The following is a 19,130-nucleotide window of genomic DNA, read 5'->3' on the forward strand; positions in this document are numbered from 1 at the left end:
CTTGCTGCATGGCCGCCGCGCTGTAAGGAAAACCGACAGCGTTCAGCATGAAAAAGGCGAGGTCACCCCCTCGCCTTTGCATTCCCCCGTCGCCAGGTTCAGGCGGCAACCTTGCGGCGGCGGGCATAGCCCAGGCCTGCAAGTCCCAGGCCCAGCAAGGCCAGGGTGCCTGGTTCCGGTGTCGCTTGCTGTTTCACCAGGTCCACGCTTTCCACGGCATTCAGGGTCAGGGTGTAGTTACCTGCCGTTAAGGCATTGCTGACGGCACTGAAGTTGCTGCCGCAGCCCGTGCCCACGCCCGTGCCCGTGGGCGTGCCGCAGCCGGAAGGGTCGTAGGTGAACAGATTGCCGCGCGTGAGGAAGTTGGTCGCCAGGCTGGTGTTCAGGTTGGCGCCGTCGGCGCTCTCCGTGCCGCCCGAGATGCCCGAGCCGATCACGCCGTCGGGCGTCCAGTTGAAGACCGTCGCGCCCGTCGAATCCGTGATGGTGAAGGTGACCACCAGGTTCGCCGTCGCCGTGGACAGGGAGCCGACATTGCTTTGCAAGAAAACCTGCATGAACGGCGATGACAGGAAATCAAAGCTCAGCGTCGCCGTGGGCGAGCCCACCACGAAGTTGACGGAAAAGCCCGTGGTCGAGCCATTGCGTCCGGACGCGTCGGCCGTGCCCGCGGGGTCAGCCAGGTGCACTTCGGCCACGTTGACGGCTTGCGTGGAAGTCGAGCCGGGCGGGAACGAGGGGAATTGCGTGCTGACGATCTGCGCGTCGCCGCGCGAGAAATTGCCAATAGGACCTTGTTGCGTAAAGTCGTTCTCGCCCTTGGTGACGGCGCCGACTGCGGCGCGCGGCGAATCGAGTATGCCGGGGCCGCCCTGGATGACGCTCACGCCGTTCAGGGTGGCCGTGCTGCGCGAGATGGTGGTGCTGTTCAGGGCCGTGATCGAACCCGTCGCGGCGGCGATCTGCAGGCCGAAGATGTTGTTGTAGGAATAGCCGTAGCCGCCCGCCTGCGCGCTACCGGCGACGCACAGCATGGCCAGTGCCGCTGCGGCCGGGATCAGTTTTAAATGAGACCGTTTCATTTGGGTTACCTCACGTCATGGGGTTGAGTGGATTTCGTGCTTGAGTCCTGTCGGCAGGTGCTCATGGCCAGTACCTAGCGACTTCCATGCCAACGCATGAGGTTCTTTTGAAATCAATGACTTGGCGTGCTTTTATTGACGTAGTGCAGGCCCTGTCGCACGCGCTGTAAGAAAAACCGACGCTGCCCATCAAGGCTGGCCGCCAGGCGGCAACGTGCCCAGCAGCGCATGCAGATGGGGCAGCAGGCGCTGCCCGGGCACATAGTTGCGCAATGCCGTGGCCAGCTGGCGCGCCGCCAGCCTGGCCTGGCCATCGTCGAGCATGCGCGTGGCGGCATGGCGCAGGGCGGTTTCCTGAAAGCGGTCGGCGCGCAGCAGCAGGCCGGCGCCGGCGGCCACGATGCCGTGCATATTGAGGAACTGGTCGAGATTGCCGGCGATGCCGATGACGGGCACGCCGGCCGTCAGCGCCTGCTGGCTGGTGGGGCTGCCGCCGTTGCAGATCACCAGGCTGGCGCGCCGGGCGGCCGCATCGCCCGGCAAGAAGGGCGCGACATAGGCGTTCGGCGGCACGGCATCGATGCGGATGGTGCCGGCCGTGGCCGCCAATACGGTGACGGGCAGCGGCGCCAGCGCGCGCAACACGCGCGGCAGCAATTGTCCCTGTCCGGAACTGCCCAGGGTGACGTAGATGATGGGCCGTCCGCTGCTCAGTTCCGCGTGCTGCCACCAGTCCGGCAAGTCGAGCGGCGGCGCCCAGATGATGGCGCCCAGGTAATCGTGCGTGGGCGGCATGGCGTGCGGCGGGAACAGTTGCGGAATATCCGCGTACAGGGTGCGGTCGGCATCCGTATAGATGCGCCGCAGGTCGCTGCCCAGCGACGGCAGGCCGTGGTGGCGGCGCACGCGGTTCAGGGGCACGGCGTGCGAGGCGAAGGCCAGCGGACGGATCAGGCGGAACAGGGGGGCGGCCAGCCAGATGGGCAGCATGCCGGTCAGGGGCAGGCTGGGCACCGTGTAGTGCGGGCGCACATAGGGGCTCCAGTAGGCATTGCTGACGGTGAGGTAGGGAATGCGCTGCAGGCGCGCGCTGACGGACAGCGACAGGCGGAAGTCGCCGATCACGAGATCGGGCTGGACGGCATTGAGCAGGCGCAGGTCGTCTTCCACATACGCGTGCAAGGTACTTTCCGTGTAGACGGGCTTGCCGTGGGCCAGCGCCTGCAGGAATTGCAGCGATGAAATACTGTCGATGCGCCAGCGCCGGAACGGGGTTTGCTTGAAACAAAAGTCATACCCATCGGCGCAGGCAAAATGCACGTCGTACACATCCTCGTCCAAGCCCTGAGCCAGGCTCAGGGGACGGCCGACATGGGCCAGGGTCACGGCCTCGGCCATAAAGAGGATTTTTTTGCGCGCCATCGCTGAGCTATCGCTTGCACTCGTGCCGGTGGGGATACGGTCAAGTTGGAGTGCCGCCGCGCCGATAAGTTCCCGTTGCCGCTTGCCCCTTGCGGGCGCCAGGATTTGGCCGCATCGGCTACAGTGGGGCAAAGGAGGCCACCATGCAGCCACATTTCCGTCAGACCCCGCTGCGTGCGCACAGCACGCCCGAACCCGATATGCCGCCATCGCCGGAAGGCGACCCCGTCACGCCGCCGCCGGAAACGCCGCCGCACATCGAGCCGGTGCCCGTCGAGGAGCCCACGCCGCCGCCACCGCCCGTCAAGATGCATTGAGCGCTTGTTGCGCTGCGGTGATGCTGCGCGGCGCCTGGCGCGCCGCGAGGTGCGTGCGCCTCAGTTATTTCCGATTGGAAATGAAAGGCGGGGGCGCCGTTCTCGCCACGCCATTTAAACAACAAAAAAGCCAATAAATGTTGCCGAGTGGATACAAATCAAGCTCTGACTGCCGAGTGTCATGCGGGCGTCACGATTCTGTTCTTATAATGAGACATCATAAAAATTCTTGTACAGGAGACCATCATGGGCAATTCCTTGCATAACAAAATCTACCTGGGCCGGCGCCCTGCGATCACCAGCAAAAACCTCGTGGCGCTGGCCCTGGCGGGCGCCGTGGCCGGTTGCGGGCTGGCCTGGCTGCTGCTGCGCAGCTACAAATAAGGGCTGCTGCGCCCGCGTTTGCGCCGCCTGTCCGCCTGGCGTGCGGCGCTAGATTTGCGTTGCCTGTTGCCGATGCGCAGCGGGGCGCGTACCATGGGGGCCGAACACCTGGCCTTTTATGGAAAAGTAATGAAGAACGAGAAATTAACAACCGATGAATATGACGCGCTGGAGCAAGTTGCACGCGGCATCAAGACCGAGCGCCCCAGCGCTTGCGTTGCCCGCAATGCCAAGCGCCTGTCGGGCCTGAAGCTGCTCAGCTATGCACGCGATGGCCGCCTGTCCATCACCGAGAAAGCACAGCAGCTGCTGTTCCTGCGCCGTTGCATCATGGGCTTGCGCGCCGTGGCCGTCGATCCGCTGACCAAGCTGGACTCGGACGTGGCCTATTTCCTGGGCAAGAAAGCCCACATCGTGGCGCGCGCCGAAGGCGAGGGCCACGACATTTCCGACAAGGGCCGCGACTCGCTGGCCGACATCGACACCCTGGGCCTGTAAGGTCTGCAGCCGGCCCCTGGGGCCGGTTTTCACATCCCCCTCACTTTTATTTCCCCCTTGGAGAACACTTTGGACAGCGCGATGAACTGGTCGGCCCACGAACTGACGATGACGGTCTTGATGACGCCCGATATGGCCAATTTTTCCGGTAACGTGCACGGCGGCACCATCCTGAAATACCTCGACAGCGTCGCCTATGCCTGCGCCAGCCGCTATTCGGGCAGCTATGTGGTGACCCTGTCGGTGGACCAGGTGATGTTCCTGCAGCCTATCCACGTGGGCGAGCTGGTGACGTTCCTGGCTTCGATCAATTACACGGGCACGACGTCGATGGAAGTGGGCATCCGCGTGGTGACGGAAAACATCCAGCAGCGTCTGGTGCGCCACGCCAACAGCTGCTATTTCACGATGGTGGCCGTGGACGCCAACCGCAAGCCCGTGGCCGTGCCGCCGCTGGTGCTGGAGACGCCGGAGCAGCACGCGCGCTTCGAACAAGCCAAGCTGCGCAAGCTGTCGCGCCAGAAGGTGTCGAAGAAGTAAATAAATATACCGGGCATAAAAAAAAACGGCCACCAGAGCGATCTGGTGGCCGTTTTTCATTGCATGCCTAGCGGCAGCGGGAACCGTGATTAACGGTCGCCGTAGCTGCGGCGCGCGCCGTCGGTGCTGCGTGGGTTGGAACCCTTGTAGCCGCCGCCGGTGCTGGGAGCGCCGTCCTTGCGTGGTGCGCCCGGCTTGCTGAACGTGCGTTGGCCTGGCTTCGCGCCGCCACGGTTGTCGCCTGGTTTCCAGCCGCCTGGACGGGCGCTCGAACGTGGTGCCGATGCCGTTTTCTTCGGTTCGAAACCTTCGATTACATTGACCGGGATCAATTGCTTGGTGAAGCGTTCGATGCGCTTGACGTTCATGCCTTCAGCGTGGTTCACCAGCGAGATGGCCAGGCCATTGCGGCCAGCGCGGCCCGTACGGCCGATGCGGTGGACGTAGTCTTCCGGGAACTTCGGCAGATCGTAGTTGAACACGTGGGTGATGGTAGGCACGTCGATGCCGCGGGCGGCAACGTCGGTGGCGACCAGCACTTTGACCTGGCCGCGGCGCATGCCGTCCAGGGTGCGGTTACGCGCGCCCTGATGCATGTCGCCGTGCAAGGCGGCAGCCGAGAAGCCGGCGATGTTCAGACGGTCGGCGATGGTGTCGGCATCACGCTTGGTGGCGGTGAACACAACAGCCTGGTCCAGGGTTTCGTCGCGCAGCAGGTGGTCCAGCAGGCGATTCTTGTGCGACAGGTCGTCGACGAAGTGCACGCGCTGGGTGATGTTTTCGTGCTTGTTGCTCGAGCTTGCCACTTGGATGACCAGCGGGTTTTTCGTGATGCGGCGGGCCATATTGCCCACGACGCCGTCCAGGGTTGCCGAGAACAGCATGGTTTGACGGCCTTCCGGCGTCGCTTCCACGATTTTTTCGATGTCGTCGATGAAACCCATGTCCAGCATGCGGTCGGCTTCGTCCAGCACCAGGATTTCCAGTTGCGAGAAGTCGATCTTGCCCGAGTCCATATGGTCGATCAGACGGCCAGGCGTGGCGACCAGGATCTCAGGATTCTTGGCCAGCAATTGCATCTGTTTAGGGTAAGGCATGCCGCCCAGGATCGACACAGCCTTGATGCGGCGGATGCCGGTGCTGTACTTGTCGGTATTGGTGGTTACTTGCAGGGCCAGTTCGCGCGTTGGCGTCAGCACCAGCATTTTTGGCTGGGCAGCCTTGAAGCGTGGACGCTCGCCGCGGGCGCGCGATGCTTGCATTTCCTGGTTTGGCGTCTTGCCGGCGGCGCTTTGTTCGGCGCTGGCCAGTTTGTGCAGCGACGGCAGCATGAACGCTGCGGTCTTGCCCGAACCGGTTTGCGACGAGACCAGCAGGTCACGGCCTTCGATCGCGGCAGGAATCGCTTGCGACTGTACCGCGGTTGGCGCGGTGTAGCCCGATTCGGTCAGAGCGGCGAGGATGGACGGATGCAGGCCTAAGGATTCAAATGTCATTCTTTTTCTTTCGTGAAAATCAGCGTTCTTGCAAAAAGCAGAACGCAAAATAGCAACGCCAACCAAAACGAAATGACTCAACTAGAAAGAAATTTCGGCACAAAAGCTTTGCGCCGGGACGGTGTCAGGTGCGACACACAAGGCGGGAGGGCTTTATAAGCGGCATCCTGTGGATGCGCTAAGGCTTGCGAAGCTGCTAAGTTTGTAGTGCTTGACTGCGGTGTTGCCATCGCTTCAAAGGAACATATTGCAGCGCACAACGACACTATACCGTATTTGCTGCCGTTTTGCACGGTCTAAATGGGAAGAAACGCAAGTCCTACCACGTTTTGAACATGTTTCCTATGTGAAATCAGTAGGAATACGTAGTTTTTCGCCGGTCAGGCAAGCATGGCGGCGATGTCGTCGTGCAGCGGTGGCGCCTGCGCCGCTTCCCTGGCCAGGTTGATGTGCCGGGCCGCCTGCGCTACGTCGATCAGGCTGCGTTCCAGCCGGTACGTGCCCTTGGCATGCAGCCACGCCAGCACGTCGGCCAGGTGCCAGATGGTGGCGCTGCCTTCATGCACGGGCGCGGGGAAACTGTGGCGGTGTTTGTTCATCAGCTTGTGCAGGTTTTGCCGGGACAGGCCCAGCACTTGCGCCACGTCCGTCAGCCCCACGAAGTCCGGCGCGGCCTCGACCAGGCGGGCGTGGGGCACGATGGCTTTCACGTCGGCCAATGCGCTCAGCAGCGCTTCGCTGGCCGAGCTTGCGTCGCGCGTGAATTCCAGCGCCAGGCGGCCCGCCTGGCCGATGCCGGCCAGTGCGTCATCGCAGCCGCCGATGCCCAGGCGCTCGGCCAGCGCATCGAGGTCGGTTTCGTCGTCGGGCAGGCGGTATTTGAGGGTGAAGATGTAATCCATGATGGCTACCCCCTGGATTTGCGTTGCATGCAGTCGTGCATCAGCTTATTGAAAGTGCAATTGTCGACCACCCGCCGTATGGCCCGCGCGTGGTTGCCGGGATTTTTCGGCGTGCTCCAGATGCAGGCGATGCAGAATTCGCCGCAGCGGCAGCCGGCATCGTTGTACGGGCAACAGATCTTGCCCCAGGCATGGCTGCCGCCCACTTCCACGCGCCAGCCCTGGCTTTCCGCGTGGCGCAATGCCGCTTCGATGTCTTTCTTCGGGGGCGGGGAGCGCGCCATGCGATGCCGCCAATGTAGGTCGATATTCTGTGGTTGTCAAGTGACAACCGCAGAATATCGGCCATCACCGCCTCACTCGACTTCGGGATTGACGGCCATCACTTGCGAAAAACCGCCATCGACGTAGGTAATCTCGCCCGTGATGCCTGAAGCCAGGTCGGACAGCAAAAAGGCGGCCGTGTTGCCCACTTCCTCGATGGTGACGTTGCGGCGCAGGGGGGCGTGCTCAGCCACAAAGCCCAGCAGTTTGCTGAAATCCTTGATGCCGGAAGCGGCCAAAGTCTTGATGGGGCCGGCCGAGATGCCGTTGGCGCGGATGCCGCGCGGGCCCAGCGATTCGGCCAGGTAGCGCACGGACGCTTCCAGCGACGCCTTGGCCAGGCCCATGGTGTTGTAGTAGGGCACGGCGCGCACGGCACCCAGGTAGGTCAGGGTCAGCACGCAGGCGCCCGGGTGCAGCAGGGGCAGGGCGGCCTTGGCCATGGCGGGAAAGCTGTAGGTGGAAATATCGTGCGCGATGCGGAAGCTGTCGCGCGACAGGCCGTCGAGGAAGTCGCCGGCAATCGCTTCGCGCGGGGCAAAGCCGATGGCGTGCACGAGGCCATCGAGATGTTCCCAGTGGTGCGCCAGGTCGCTGAAGACGGCGCTGATCTGTTCATCGCTGGAAACGTCGCAGTCGAACACCAGTTCGCTGCCGAATTCCGCCGCAAATTCCGTGATGCGCTCCTTGAAGCGTTCGCCCACATACGTGAAGGCGAGCGTGGCGCCTTCGCGGTGGCAGGCCTTGGCGATGCCATAGGCGATGGAGCGGTTGGACAGCAAGCCCGTGATGAGGATTTTTTTGCCTTGCAAGAAAGCCATGACGACTCCTGTCTGGGTAGGTGGGCGGATGTGCAACCGGCCGCGACAGCAAAGCTGTGGCGGCCGGTGAGGTGCGTCAATGCAGAGCAGGCGATCAGTGACGGGCTTTTGCGCGATTTCCGCCGCCGCCGCGCTGGATCCGCGGTTTCACCAGGGAAATCGGTGCAGCCTGCACCTTGCCGCCCTTGGCGACGCGGCGCACGGCCTTGGCGGCCCGTTCCGGGCGGTCCGCTTCCAGCAGCATGGTGGCGCTGTCGGCGATTTCCTGGGTGATATCGTTGTTCATCGTGGCCGAGGTTTTCGGCACGAGAATGGTGGAGCCGGCGCGCAGGCGCGTGCGCTGGGGAATGTTGTTGGCCTGGCGCAGCACATCGGCCGTGGTGCCGAATTTCGACGCCAGGGTTTCGATGCGTTCGCGCGCATTGGTGATCTTGTGCGTGGTCCAGCTCGACAAGGCATGGCCCCACTGCGCCAGGTTGGTGGTGAACTTGGCGGCGTTTTCCTGTGGCAACAGAATCTTGGTCTTTTCGCCGCCGATGATGACGGGGCGGTTAAATTGCGGATTCAAGGCCTTGAATTCATCCATCGACAGTTCGGCCAGCTGGGCGGCGACGGTGATGTCGATGTCGCTGGTCTTGTCGATGGCCGTGAAGTAGGGCTGGTTGTCGACCACGGGCAGGGTCAGGCCGAACTGGGCCGGATTGGCGATGATGTTTTTCACCGCTTGCAGCTTGGGCACGTAGTTGCGCGTTTCGGCCGGCATCAGGTCGGCCAGGCTTTCGAAATCGGTGGGCTTGCCCAGCGCCTGGTTTTTCTTGATGGCGCGCTGCACCGAGCCTTCGCCCCAGTTGTAGGCGGCCAGCGCCAGTTGCCAGTCGCCAAACATGTCATACAGGCGCTGCAGATACGTCAGGGCCGCATCGGTCGAGGCCAGCACGCCGCGGCGCTCGTCCTTGAACATGTTTTGCTTGAGGTTGAAATCGCGCCCGGTGGCGGGCACGAATTGCCACATGCCGGCCGCATTGGCGCTGGAGAACGCTTGCGGGTTGAAGGCGGACTCGATGAACGGCAGCAAGGCCAGTTCCGTCGGCATGCCGCGCTTTTCCAGTTCCTGCACCACGTGGAAGATGTAGCGCGAAGCGCGCGCCGTCGTGCGGGCGATGTAGTCGGGGCGGGTGGCGTACCAGTTGACGTGGTTGGCCACCAGCTGGTTGTTAATGTCGGGAATCGCATAGCCGCTGCGGATGCGGCCCCAGACGTCGGCTTCGCGCAGCGGATCGGAATTGTCGCTGAGGTTTTTCAGCAGGCGGTCGGTCTTTTGCAGGCGGTTGTCGAGGGTGGGGAGTTTCGCCGTGACCTGGGCGGTCATCGGGATCAGGGCTGGTGCGGCGGCGGCGACTGGCGCGTTATCGCTCTCAACACCGGCTTCGTACGCCTGGCTGAGGGCGGGCGCAAGCGCCAGGGCCAACGCCGCCAGGACGGTAGATTTAAAGGAGTTTTCGTGCATAGTGTTCCATTGTTGTCGTCGGAGAAACATCGGACAGACCCATGATCAAGCTGCGAGTGTACGTATATCCACATGCAGGAGTCAAGAATTATGTCAGCATGATGACAGGAAATAAGCGGCAATAAGTGGGAAACGGCTGAGTTTCCATTCGCAAATGCTGTCATTATTACAAATTTAATTTGCCCAATGCGTGATTCGGCCGCTGTTATAGCATACATGGGGAAGAGGCTGGCGCAAGCCTGGCAGCCGTCGAGTATGAGACTGCGCAAAGAGTGCGTACAATTTGGCTTTGGCCGGCCATTCGGCTGCCGGCCGCCATATTGATAGAGAGTTAAGTATATGAACACCCCGCCGCGCCACGACGACGACAACGCCGTCATCATTGCCAATACCGTTGCCTGGCTGGAAAAGGCCGTGATCGGCCTGAACCTGTGCCCGTTCGCCAAGGCCGTGCACGTCAAGAAGCAGATCCGCTATGTGGTGTGCGAATCGAGCAATCCCGAAGATTTGCTGGCGATGCTGATGGACGAGCTGCAAACCCTGGCCGACACGGACCCCGAGCAGATCGACACGACCTTGCTGATCCACCCGTACACCCTCAACGATTTCCTCGACTACAACGAGTTTCTCGATGTGGCCGATGCGGCCGTGGAAGACATGCACCTGGCGGGCGAACTGCAGGTGGCCAGTTTCCACCCGAACTACCAGTTTGCCGAGACGTTCGAGGACGACATCAGCAACTATACCAACCGCTCGCCGTACCCGACCCTGCACCTGCTGCGCGAAGACAGCATCGAGCGCGCCGTCGAGGCATTCCCGGAAGCGTCCGAGATTTTCGACAAGAATATCGCCACCCTGGAAAAACTGGGCATCGAGGGCTGGGAAAAGCTCGGCCTGGCGAAGGTCGGCTGAGATGGCGGACAAGGAACTGCCGCTGCGCCCCGATACGCCCTGCGTGGCCGTGTGCTCGACGACTTTCGATGAAATCTGCCGCGGCTGCGGCCGCACCGTGGTGGAAGTGGCCCACTGGGTGTCGATGACGGACGAGGAAAAGGAAGTGGTGTGGGTGCGCATCCTGGCGCAGGGGTATCCACGCAGGAATACTTGACGTGTTTGTGTTGCCGAACCCAACGGCAAATGCTGGGATCAGACCCGACGGGTCTGATCCCATATTTCAGCGCTAACGATTAATAACTACCAATGAAATCCTTCTTGCCCACTTCGATGCCGTTGTGGCGCAGGATGTCGTACGCCGTCGTCGCGTGGAAGAAGAAGTGCGGCAGCGCGTAGTGGAACAGATAGGTCTGGCCCGTGAAGTGCTTGGTCTTCTCGCCGCTGCCCGTGGTGATGGCGCGCGTTTCGCTGCCGTCGATGTCCGCTTGCGGCAGGCTTTCCAGGAAGGCGATGGTTTTCACGATGCGCGCCTTCAGTTCAGCAAAGCTCTGTTCGCTGTCTTCGTACGGCGGCACGGCCACGCCGGCCAGGCGTGCGCCGCAGCCCTTGGCGAAGTCGGTGGCGATCTGGATCTGGCGCACGAACGGCAGCATGTCCGGGAACAGGCGGAATTGCAGCAGGGCGTTCGGGTCGATTTTCTTGTCTTGCGCGTGCGTTTCCGCCTTGTCCAGGATGGCGGCCAGGCTGCCCAGGATCTGTTTGAAGACGGGGATCGATGCGGAGTAGATGGAGAAGGTCATGGTGGTTCCTCTAGGTAAAGTGGCGCGATGATAGCAAGCTGCGCGCTTTTCTGCTGGCGCTGGCCTGGCGCGCCGGCCCGCGTGTGGTTTTTCAGCCCTGTCTATATGACATGAGGTCGCTGCCGGCACGTGTTTATTGGTGACTTTTCCCGCTTTTTCCATGCATAATTGCTCCTGAAAAAGTTTCTTCCCGCCTTATCACCCGGATTCCCCTGTAAAGTTCGATGATCGCCCGCCTGATCCCTGTTGCCCTGTTGCCGCATGTTTAATTCGCCCTATCAGCGCCTGCGCGCCAGCCTGCGTGTGCTGTATGGCTCGTCGATCTATGGCGCCTTGCTGCTGGTGGTATTTGGCGGCCTCGTCGTTCCCGCCATCTTCGGCAGCTATCTGCTGGTCGGCGTGCATGAACGCCAGTCGGCGCGCACCAGCCTGAACGAGGCCTTGCAGCGCAATGCCGACATCCTGGCCCTGGGCATGCAGGAATCGCTGTGGAACATGAATGCGGAATCGGCCCATTCGCTGGTCGAGTCGGTGATGCGCGACCGCTCCCTGCTGCTGGTGAAGGTGCTGGGGCAGGGCGACACGGAATTCATCAGCCTGCGGGCGCCGCAGCGCCCCGTGGGCAATCTGTACCGCGCCGAGCGCGACATCCTCGTGCGGGGCGAACGCATCGGCCACGTCGTCGTCGAGATGGACGATGCGCGCAGCCAGCAGGAGCTGCGCGAAAAGCAGATGTCCTATATTTTCGTGCTCGGTGCGCAGCTGGCCGTGTCGATGGCGCTGATCGTGCTGTTCCTGAACCGCCGCCTGCTCAAGCCCCTGCGCCGCCTGACGCGCTTTTCCGACCGCCTGTCGCACGGCGATTTCGATACGCCCCTGGCCTCGCACAGCAATGACGAACTGGGGCGCCTGACGGCCCAGCTCGAGCAAATGCGCGCAGCCATCCGCCAGCTGTTCGAGGACGTGGGCCAGCGCGAAGAGCGTTTCCGCACCATCGTCACGCAGGTGCCGGGCGCCGTGTTCCGCTACCGGCCCGACGGCCCCATCGATTTCGTCAGCGATGCGATCGAGGAGATCGCCGGCTATTCGGCACGCCAGTTCATGCGCGGCACCACGCACGCCTGGGCCGACCTGATCTGCCCGGAAGACCGCCGCGCGCACCGCCGCGCCGTCAAGCAGGCGGTGCTGGAAGTGCAGCCGTATGCGCTGGAATACCGCATCATCGACGCATTCGGCATCGAGCGCTGGGTGGCCGAGAATGGCCAGCCGCAGGCGGGCGAGCATGGCGTCACCTGGGTCGACGGCATCATTGCCGACATCAGCCAGCGCAAGCACCACGAGATGCGCATCGAAGCGCTGCTGACGGAGCAGAGCGCGATCCTCGACAACGTGATGTTCGGCGTGATGTTCGTGCGCCACCGCCGCATCATTTCCGTCAATCGCCGCTGCGAAGAGCTGTTCGGCTACGGCCATGCCGAGATGACGGGCAGTTCCACTTCCATCGTCTTCATGACCTCGTATGACTTCGAGGAGGCGGGCGAGCGCCAGTATCCGGCGCTGGCCACGGGCGGCGATTTCAGCGAGGAGCGCCAGTACAAGCGCCGCGACGGCAGCCTGTTCTGGGCGCTGGTCAGCGGCTGCGCGCTCGATCCGCTGCGTCCCAACGAAGGCAGCATCTGGGTGTATGCCGACATCACGGCGCGCAAGGAGGCGGAGGAAAAGCTGCGCCTGTCGGCCACCGTGCTCGAACACATTGCCGATGGGGTGATGGTGGTCGACGCCGAGGGCATCATCGTCACCGTCAATCCCGCGTTCACGCAGATCACGGGCTACAGCGAAGCGGAGGCGCTGGGCCGGCACTCCTCGCTGACCCGCTCGACGCGCCACGATGCGGCGTTCTACCAGGCCATGTGGGATGAGCTGACGGCCACGGGTTTCTGGCGCGGCGAGATCTGGCACCAGCGCAAGAACGGCGAACTGTATCTGGAATGGCTGACCATCAGCGCCGTGCGCGACGCGCGCGCCGGCACCACGCATTACGTGGGCGTGTTCAGCGACATCACCTTGATCAAGGAGTCGCAGGAAAAGCTCGACCACATGGCGCACCACGACCCGCTGACGGCGCTGCCGAACCGCCTGCTGTTCCACGACCGCCTGCAGCACGCGCTGCTGCGCGCCGCGCGCGACCAGGAGCAGCTGGCCGTGCTGTTCATCGACCTGGACCGCTTCAAGAACGTCAACGACACCCTGGGCCACCACGTGGGCGACGAACTGCTGCAAAAGGTGGCCGGCCAGCTGGCTGCGCGCCTGCGCGAAGGCGACACCCTGGCGCGCCTGGGCGGCGACGAATTCATCGTGCTGCTCGAACGCGTGGACGGCGAGTACGGCGCGACGCAGGTGGCGGAAAAGCTGATGACCATGTTCGACCAGCCGTTCACGGTGGCCGACCACGAATTGTTCGTCACCTGCAGCGTGGGCATCAGCCTGTTCCCGGACGATGCGCTGGACTTGAACATGTTGATCCGTAACGCCGACGTGGCCATGTACCAGGCCAAGGCGCGCGGGCGCAACGGCTACCGCTTCTATGCGCCGTCGATGACGGGCGAGGGCGTCGAACGGCTGCGCCTGGAAACCTTTTTGCGCCGCTCGCTGGAAAAGAACGAGATGTTCCTCAATTACCAGCCGCAGGTGGAAATCGACACGGGCCGCCTGGTGGGCGTCGAGGCGCTGGTGCGCTGGAACCACCCGGAACTGGGCCTGGTGCCGCCGGCCCGCTTCATCCCGCTGGCCGAGGACAGCGGTTTCATCAACCAGCTGGGCAAATGGGTGCTCGACGAAGCCTGCCGCCAGATGATGCGCTGGCAGGCGCAGGGCTTGCGCGTGCCGAAGATGGCCGTCAACCTGTCGGTGAAACAGTTCGAACGGGGCAGCATCGCCGGCATGGTGGCCGACATCCTGAAGGAAACGGGCCTCGAGCCGCAGCGCCTGCAGCTGGAAGTGACGGAATCGGTGATCATGAACACGGGCGACGCGCTCGGTTTCATCAACGATTTGCACGCCATCGGCGTGGGCCTGGCCATCGACGACTTCGGCACCGGCTATTCCTCGCTGGCCTACTTGAAGCAGCTGCCCGTGCAAACGCTGAAGATCGACCGCTCCTTCATCAAGGATATCTCGACGGACGTGAACGACGAGGCGATTGCGATTGCCATCATCCAGCTGGGCAAGAGCATGCAATTGTCCGTGATTGCCGAAGGCGTGGAGACGGAAGAACAGGCCGCCTTCCTGCTGCGCCATGGCTGCAAGCTGGCGCAAGGGTATTTTTATAGCCGTCCGGTGCTGGCGCAGGATATGCTGGAGCGCTGGATCGACCACTCACCACTGTAAAGGACTCACCATGGCCACAGAATCCTCCCCGTCGCGCCGCCGTTTCCTGCTTGGCGGCCTGGGCCTTGGCGTGGCTGGCGTGGGTGCCCTGGTGCTGGGCTGGGGCGTGTTGCCGCCGCGCCAGCGCCTGCAGGGCAGCACGCCGCTGCCGCTCCAGGATGGCGCCGTGGCCTTGAATGGCTGGCTGGCGATCCAGGCCGATGGCACGGTGGTCCTGGCCATGCCGCGCAGCGAAATGGGGCAGGGCGTGCACACGGCCTTGCCCATGCTGGTGGCCGAGGAGCTGGACGTGCCCCTGGGCAGCGTCAAGCTGATCCAGGCGCCCATGGATAAGATCTTCGGCAACGTGGCCATGCTCACGGATGGCCTGCCGTTCCACCCGGACGACCAGGGCCGCCTGAAGGCGCTGGCCCAGTGGACGGTGGCCAAGGCGGCGCGCGAACTGGGCGTGATCGTCACGGGCGGCTCGTCCAGCGTGAAGGATGGCTGGGGGCCCATGCGCGAAGCGGGGGCGTCCGCGCGCGCCATGCTGGTAGGCGCCGCTGCCGCGCAGTGGCAAGTGCCGGCCGCCCAATGCCGTACGCAGGATGGCGAAGTCGTTCACGCGGACGGGCGGCGCGCCAGCTACGCCAGCCTGGCGCAGCGCGCCGCCGCCATTGACCCGGGCACGCCCGTGCTCAAGTCCCCCAGGGATTTCAAGCTGATCGGCCAGCCGGCGCCGCGCCGCGACACGCCGTCGAAAGTCGATGGCAGCGCGCGTTTCGGCATCGACGCGCGCCCGCCCGGCATGCTGTACGCGGCCCTGCATCTGCCGCCGCGCCTGGGGGATGTCCTGGCCGCGTTCGATGCGGCGCCCATCCTCGCCATGCCCGGCGTAAAAAAAGTGCTGGACCTGACGCCGCACCTGCCCCAGCGCGGCACCTCGGCCACCTCGTGCGCGGCCGTGGTGGCCGATACCTGGTGGCGGGCGAAACAGGCGGCGGCCGCCTTGCCGACGCAATGGAAGGCCGGTCCGCACGCGAACCTGTCCAGCGCCGGCGTGTATGCGGAGTTTGCACGCCTGCTCGACAGCGAAGCGGGCCATGCGTACCACGCCAGCGGCGAGGTGGAAGGCAAGGCCGTGCAGGGTTTGCGCAGCGTCAAGGCCGAATACCGTGCGCCATTTCTCGCGCATGCCACCATGGAACCCGTCAACTGCACCGCGCAAGTCAAGGATGGCAAGGTGATGCTGTGGGTATCGACGCAGGCGCCCGGCATCGCTGTCGACGTGGCGGCGAAAGTGGCCGGCGTCGATGCGCAGGATGTGGCGATCGAAGTGCTGCTGCTCGGCGGCGGTTTCGGCCGCCGCCTGGAAGTGGACATGGTGGCACAAGCCGTGGCCATCGCGCTGCAGTGCGATGGCGCGCCCGTGCAGCTGGTGTGGACGCGCGAGCAGGATACCCGGCACGATATGTACCGTCCCGCCGCGCTGGCCCGCTTTGCGGCGCGCCTCGACGAGCATGGCCGCATCGCTTCCTGGGACAACAAGTCCGTCAGTGCCTCCATCACGCACCAGTTTTTGCAGCGCAATTTCGGCTTGCCGGGAGCGGGGCCGGACAAGACCACTGCCGAAGGCGAATTCGACATGCCGTATGAGATCGCCAACCAGCGCATCGCCCATGTGATCGCCGACAGTGCCGTGCCGGTCGGCTATTGGCGCTCCGTGGGGCATTCGCACAATGCATTCTTCAAGGAAAGCTTTATCGATGAACTGGCGCATGCGGCGGGGCAGGACGGCGTCGCCTTCCGCCGCGCCATGCTGGCGCAGCATCCGCGCCACCTGGCCGTGCTCGATGCGGCCGTTGCGAAGGCGGGCAGCGCGCCGCCCGGCCATGCGCATGGCGTGGCCCTGCACCAGTCGTTCGGCAGCATCGTCGCGCAAGTGGCGCAAGTGTCCGTGGAAAACGGCGACATCCGCGTGCAGCGCGTGGTGTGCGCCATCGATTGCGGCATTGCCGTCAATCCGAACATCATTGCCCAGCAGATGGAGTCGGCCGTGCTGTTCGGCCTGTCGGCGGCGCTGGGCGGAGACATCACGTTCAAGGACGGCAAAGTGGAGCAAAGCAATTTCCACGACTACCCCGTGCTGCGCATGGGGCAAACGCCACAAGTGGAAACCATCATCATCGCCAGCGCGGAACACCCCGAAGGCGTGGGCGAACCCGGTACGCCGCCCATTGCGCCGGCCGTGGCCAACGCGGTCTTCCTGTTGACGGGGAAACGGCTGCGCAGCCTGCCGCTGCGCCTGGTTTGACGGCGCTCAGGCCAGGGTGGCGGCCAGCAAGTGGCGCAGATTGCAGTAGCGCTGCCAGTCGCGCCGCTCCTGCGTGCTGGTCGACAAGGCCGCCAGTTCTTCCCCGCTGAGGGCCTGCTGCGCCTGCACCATGCGGTGCGCCAGGCCGCCGTCGGGCAGCACGGTGCCGAAGAAGGCGACATTGTCGTCGTGCTGGATCAGCAGGGTGGGGAAGTTGTCGATGTCGAGATCGCCCACCACGTCGGCCTGGTCTTCGATGTCGACCCAGACGAAGACGGTATCGGGGTGGCGCGCGGCCAGTTCCTCGAACGTGGCGCGGTAGCTGCCGCAGGTGCCGCACCACAGCGCGCACAGGCAGGCCACCGTCCAGCGCGGGCCGGCCAGGGCTGCCGCGACATCGGCGCGGTTATCGGTCGTGAGGGTCAGGCTGTGCATGGTCGTATCTATTCAGTAGGGCGATGGGCGCGGGGCGCCCGATGCGCGTATTCTACCGCGCCCGGCCACGCCAGTCGCGGGAATGCATGCGCTTGTTTATCCGTGTTTTTTGATGCAACGCACCTTTCTGGTGGATAATGCTGGTAATTGCGCGCTGATTACGCTGGTCCATGCTGTTTCCTGGCCCCGCAGCCTGACCCCTCCAGTCTGTTTTCATGCCCTGCCCGGTGTCAGCGCTCCCGCCTTTATTTATTTTTATTATGGAATTAGCCAGCTTATGTTGAGTTACCGCCACGCCTTTCACGCGGGTAATCACGCCGATGTGTTGAAACATTATGTGCAGATTCAGTTGTTGCAATATCTGAATCAAAAAGATACCGCCTACAGTTATATCGATACCCACTCCGGCGCGGGCGTGTATGCGCTCGACGGCGGTTATGCGTCGAAAAATGCCGAGTACGAAACGGGCATCGCGCCCCTGTGGGACCGTACGGACCTGCCGGCCTCGCTGGCCGAGTACATGAAGCTAATCAAGGAAATGAATCCGAGCGGCAAGATGCGCTATTACCCGGGTTCGCCGTACTGCGCCGACAAGGTCAGCCGCGAGCAAGACCGTCTGCGCCTGTTCGAGCTGCATCCGGCCGATGCGAAGATTCTGGCCGACAACTTCCGCAAGGTCGAGGCCCATGCGCTGGCCCAGGGCGAGCGTCCTACCGTGCGCGGCAAGCGCGTCATCATCACCAAGGCGGACGGTTTTCAGAGCCTGAAAGCCCTGCTGCCGCCCCCGTCGCGCCGCGCGCTGGTGCTGATCGACCCGCCGTATGAAGACAAGATGGATTACCGCAAGGTCAAGGACACCCTGGCCGACGCCCTCGTGCGCTTCCCGTCGGGCATGTATGCCGTCTGGTACCCGGTGCTGCAGCGCATGGAATCGCGCCAGTTCGCCGACAAGCTCAAACAATTGCCCTGCGCGGACTGGCTGCACGTGACCCTGACGGTGAACACCCCGTCGCCGGACGGTTTCGGCTTGCACAGCAGCGGCATGTTCATCCTGAACCCGCCGTACACGCTGGAGCCGATGTTGCGCGAAGTCATGCCGTACCTGGTCAAGGTGCTGGGCCGCGACGATGGCGCCAAGTTCGTGCTGGAGACGGGCAAGGGTGGACAGAAGAATACGGGCACTAGAAGAGTGTAATCATACTTGTCCTGGTCGTGCTGTAATAAAAAACGCCACGGGTTGTGCCCGTGGCGTTTTTTTTATGGATGGGGGATTACTGTCCCAGCAGCAAGAACACGGTAGGTTTCTTGTGGAAGTCCGGCGCCTTGCCGGTGGCCAGCTGTTTCTTCCACTGTCCGCCATTCCACGTCTGCACGCTTTCCGTGTTCAGGCTCAGGTCGGTGGCGACGCAGATCAGGGTCGACGGCGCGCATTGCGCCACGAGCGCTTCGAGCATGGCGGCGTTGCGGTACGGCGTTTCGATGAACAGCTGGGTCTGCTTTTCATTGCGCGAACGGCTTTCCAGTTCCTTGATGCGCTTGGCGCGCAGGGCCGCATCCGTGGGCAGGTAGCCGTTGAAGGCGAAGCTCTGGCCGTTCAAGCCGCTGGCCATCACGGCCAGCAGGATCGACGACGGGCCCACCAGCGGACGCACCTTGATACCGTGCTGATGCGCCAGGCGCACCAGGTCGGCGCCGGGGTCGGCCACGGCGGGCACGCCCGCTTCCGACACGAGGCCCGCGTCGCGTCCCGCCAGCAACGGCGCCAGCAAGCCGGCCAGCGCTTGCGCCGGGGTGTTGACGTTGAGTTCGGAAATGGTGATTTCCTGCAAGGGCTTGGCCAGCGGATGCTCGCTGCCGATCAGTTTCAGGAAGGCGCGCGCCGTCTTGGCGTTTTCCGCAACGAAATAATCGAGTTGCGACGTAATCTGCCGCACTTGGCTTGGAATGATGTGGGCCAGCGGGTCGCTTGCGCCATCGGACAGGCCGAGGTGGTTGGGGATCAGGTACAGGGTGCCGGTCATATTCTTA

At 63.4% G+C, this 19,130-nt stretch carries 20 protein-coding genes; 9 read left to right on the forward strand and 11 right to left on the reverse strand.

The window, feature by feature from the left end; translation table 11 throughout:
- Positions 1 to 98: 98 nt before the first annotated feature.
- Together VPH41_RS07710 and VPH41_RS07715 are read right to left on the reverse strand one after the other, a co-directional pair.
- Positions 99 to 1,082: an EDSAP-1 family PEP-CTERM protein gene (locus VPH41_RS07710; protein ID WP_328569498.1), complete on the reverse strand. Its 984-nt coding sequence runs from the start codon at positions 1,080 to 1,082 to the stop codon at positions 99 to 101.
- A gap of 189 nt (positions 1,083 to 1,271) precedes the next feature.
- Positions 1,272 to 2,480 carry a glycosyltransferase gene (locus VPH41_RS07715; protein ID WP_328569499.1) on the reverse strand — a complete coding sequence of 403 codons (1,209 nt, stop codon included), beginning with the start codon at positions 2,478 to 2,480 and terminating at the stop codon, positions 1,272 to 1,274.
- Positions 2,481 to 2,647: 167 nt separating this feature from the next.
- Between VPH41_RS07715 and VPH41_RS07720 the strand changes: the two genes are divergently transcribed.
- From VPH41_RS07720 to VPH41_RS07735, 4 genes are all read left to right on the forward strand, one after another.
- Positions 2,648 to 2,821: a hypothetical protein gene (locus tag VPH41_RS07720; protein ID WP_193317600.1), complete on the forward strand. Its 174-nt coding sequence runs from the start codon at positions 2,648 to 2,650 to the stop codon at positions 2,819 to 2,821.
- Positions 2,822 to 3,067: 246 nt separating this feature from the next.
- The gene (locus VPH41_RS07725) at positions 3,068 to 3,205 is read left to right on the forward strand and encodes a hypothetical protein (protein ID WP_193317599.1); all 138 of its coding nucleotides are present in this window, start codon (positions 3,068 to 3,070) and stop codon (positions 3,203 to 3,205) included.
- Positions 3,206 to 3,334: 129 nt separating this feature from the next.
- Complete coding sequence (locus tag VPH41_RS07730; RefSeq protein ID WP_101481986.1) at positions 3,335 to 3,703, forward strand: hypothetical protein; 369 nt, start codon at positions 3,335 to 3,337, stop codon at positions 3,701 to 3,703.
- Between the two features lie 81 nt (positions 3,704 to 3,784).
- Positions 3,785 to 4,243 (forward strand): acyl-CoA thioesterase, encoded by a 459-nt coding sequence (locus tag VPH41_RS07735; protein WP_034750191.1) that lies wholly within the window; start codon positions 3,785 to 3,787, stop codon positions 4,241 to 4,243.
- Between the two features lie 89 nt (positions 4,244 to 4,332).
- On the opposite strand, the gene VPH41_RS07740 is transcribed toward VPH41_RS07735, so the two are convergent.
- From VPH41_RS07740 to VPH41_RS07760, 5 genes are all read right to left on the reverse strand, one after another.
- Positions 4,333 to 5,739: a DEAD/DEAH box helicase gene (locus VPH41_RS07740; protein WP_071322891.1), complete on the reverse strand. Its 1,407-nt coding sequence runs from the start codon at positions 5,737 to 5,739 to the stop codon at positions 4,333 to 4,335.
- A gap of 380 nt (positions 5,740 to 6,119) precedes the next feature.
- Positions 6,120 to 6,641, reverse strand: a complete 522-nt coding sequence (locus VPH41_RS07745; RefSeq protein ID WP_328569500.1) for a helix-turn-helix transcriptional regulator — start codon at positions 6,639 to 6,641, stop codon at positions 6,120 to 6,122.
- 5 nt (positions 6,642 to 6,646) lie between these two features.
- Entirely contained in the window at positions 6,647 to 6,925 is a 279-nt protein-coding gene (locus VPH41_RS07750; RefSeq protein ID WP_328569501.1) for a hypothetical protein, read from the reverse strand.
- A 72-nt stretch (positions 6,926 to 6,997) separates the two neighbouring features.
- Positions 6,998 to 7,786: an enoyl-ACP reductase FabI gene (gene fabI, locus VPH41_RS07755; RefSeq protein WP_328569502.1), complete on the reverse strand. Its 789-nt coding sequence runs from the start codon at positions 7,784 to 7,786 to the stop codon at positions 6,998 to 7,000.
- A 94-nt stretch (positions 7,787 to 7,880) separates the two neighbouring features.
- Positions 7,881 to 9,293, reverse strand: coding sequence for a transglycosylase SLT domain-containing protein (locus tag VPH41_RS07760; RefSeq protein ID WP_328569503.1), 1,413 nt, complete (start codon positions 9,291 to 9,293; stop codon positions 7,881 to 7,883).
- 339 nt (positions 9,294 to 9,632) lie between these two features.
- Between VPH41_RS07760 and VPH41_RS07765 the strand changes: the two genes are divergently transcribed.
- Positions 9,633 to 10,205: a DUF1415 domain-containing protein gene (locus VPH41_RS07765; RefSeq protein ID WP_152258265.1), complete on the forward strand. Its 573-nt coding sequence runs from the start codon at positions 9,633 to 9,635 to the stop codon at positions 10,203 to 10,205.
- 1 nt (position 10,206) lies between these two features.
- Positions 10,207 to 10,401, forward strand: a complete 195-nt coding sequence (locus VPH41_RS07770; protein ID WP_152258254.1) for a DUF1289 domain-containing protein — start codon at positions 10,207 to 10,209, stop codon at positions 10,399 to 10,401.
- Between the two features lie 79 nt (positions 10,402 to 10,480).
- Here the strand turns inward: VPH41_RS07770 and VPH41_RS07775 are convergent, their stop codons facing one another.
- Complete coding sequence (locus tag VPH41_RS07775) at positions 10,481 to 10,987, reverse strand: DUF1993 domain-containing protein (RefSeq protein WP_034779265.1); 507 nt, start codon at positions 10,985 to 10,987, stop codon at positions 10,481 to 10,483.
- A 261-nt stretch (positions 10,988 to 11,248) separates the two neighbouring features.
- Between VPH41_RS07775 and VPH41_RS07780 the strand changes: the two genes are divergently transcribed.
- Together VPH41_RS07780 and VPH41_RS07785 are read left to right on the forward strand one after the other, a co-directional pair.
- Positions 11,249 to 14,374, forward strand: coding sequence for a bifunctional diguanylate cyclase/phosphodiesterase (locus tag VPH41_RS07780; RefSeq protein WP_328569504.1), 3,126 nt, complete (start codon positions 11,249 to 11,251; stop codon positions 14,372 to 14,374).
- Between the two features lie 10 nt (positions 14,375 to 14,384).
- Complete coding sequence (locus tag VPH41_RS07785; protein WP_328569505.1) at positions 14,385 to 16,667, forward strand: xanthine dehydrogenase family protein molybdopterin-binding subunit; 2,283 nt, start codon at positions 14,385 to 14,387, stop codon at positions 16,665 to 16,667.
- A gap of 6 nt (positions 16,668 to 16,673) precedes the next feature.
- On the opposite strand, the gene VPH41_RS07790 is transcribed toward VPH41_RS07785, so the two are convergent.
- Complete coding sequence (locus VPH41_RS07790; RefSeq protein WP_328569506.1) at positions 16,674 to 17,102, reverse strand: thioredoxin family protein; 429 nt, start codon at positions 17,100 to 17,102, stop codon at positions 16,674 to 16,676.
- Between the two features lie 52 nt (positions 17,103 to 17,154).
- Positions 17,155 to 17,436 carry a hypothetical protein gene (locus tag VPH41_RS07795; protein WP_328569634.1) on the reverse strand — a complete coding sequence of 94 codons (282 nt, stop codon included), beginning with the start codon at positions 17,434 to 17,436 and terminating at the stop codon, positions 17,155 to 17,157.
- Here VPH41_RS07795 and VPH41_RS07800 point away from each other — a divergent pair.
- The gene (locus tag VPH41_RS07800) at positions 17,380 to 18,297 is read left to right on the forward strand and encodes a 23S rRNA (adenine(2030)-N(6))-methyltransferase RlmJ (protein WP_152284282.1); all 918 of its coding nucleotides are present in this window, start codon (positions 17,380 to 17,382) and stop codon (positions 18,295 to 18,297) included. The two genes, VPH41_RS07795 and VPH41_RS07800, sit on opposite strands and share 57 nt — an antisense overlap.
- 76 nt (positions 18,298 to 18,373) lie before the next feature.
- Here VPH41_RS07800 and VPH41_RS07805 read toward each other — a convergent pair whose 3' ends face one another.
- Positions 18,374 to 19,123, reverse strand: coding sequence for an SAM-dependent methyltransferase (locus VPH41_RS07805; protein ID WP_328569507.1), 750 nt, complete (start codon positions 19,121 to 19,123; stop codon positions 18,374 to 18,376).
- Positions 19,124 to 19,130: the final 7 nt, after the last annotated feature.

Origin of the sequence: Janthinobacterium sp. P210006 (genome assembly GCF_036231885.1) — a bacterium.
Taxonomy (GTDB): domain Bacteria; phylum Pseudomonadota; class Gammaproteobacteria; order Burkholderiales; family Burkholderiaceae_D; genus Janthinobacterium; species Janthinobacterium violaceinigrum.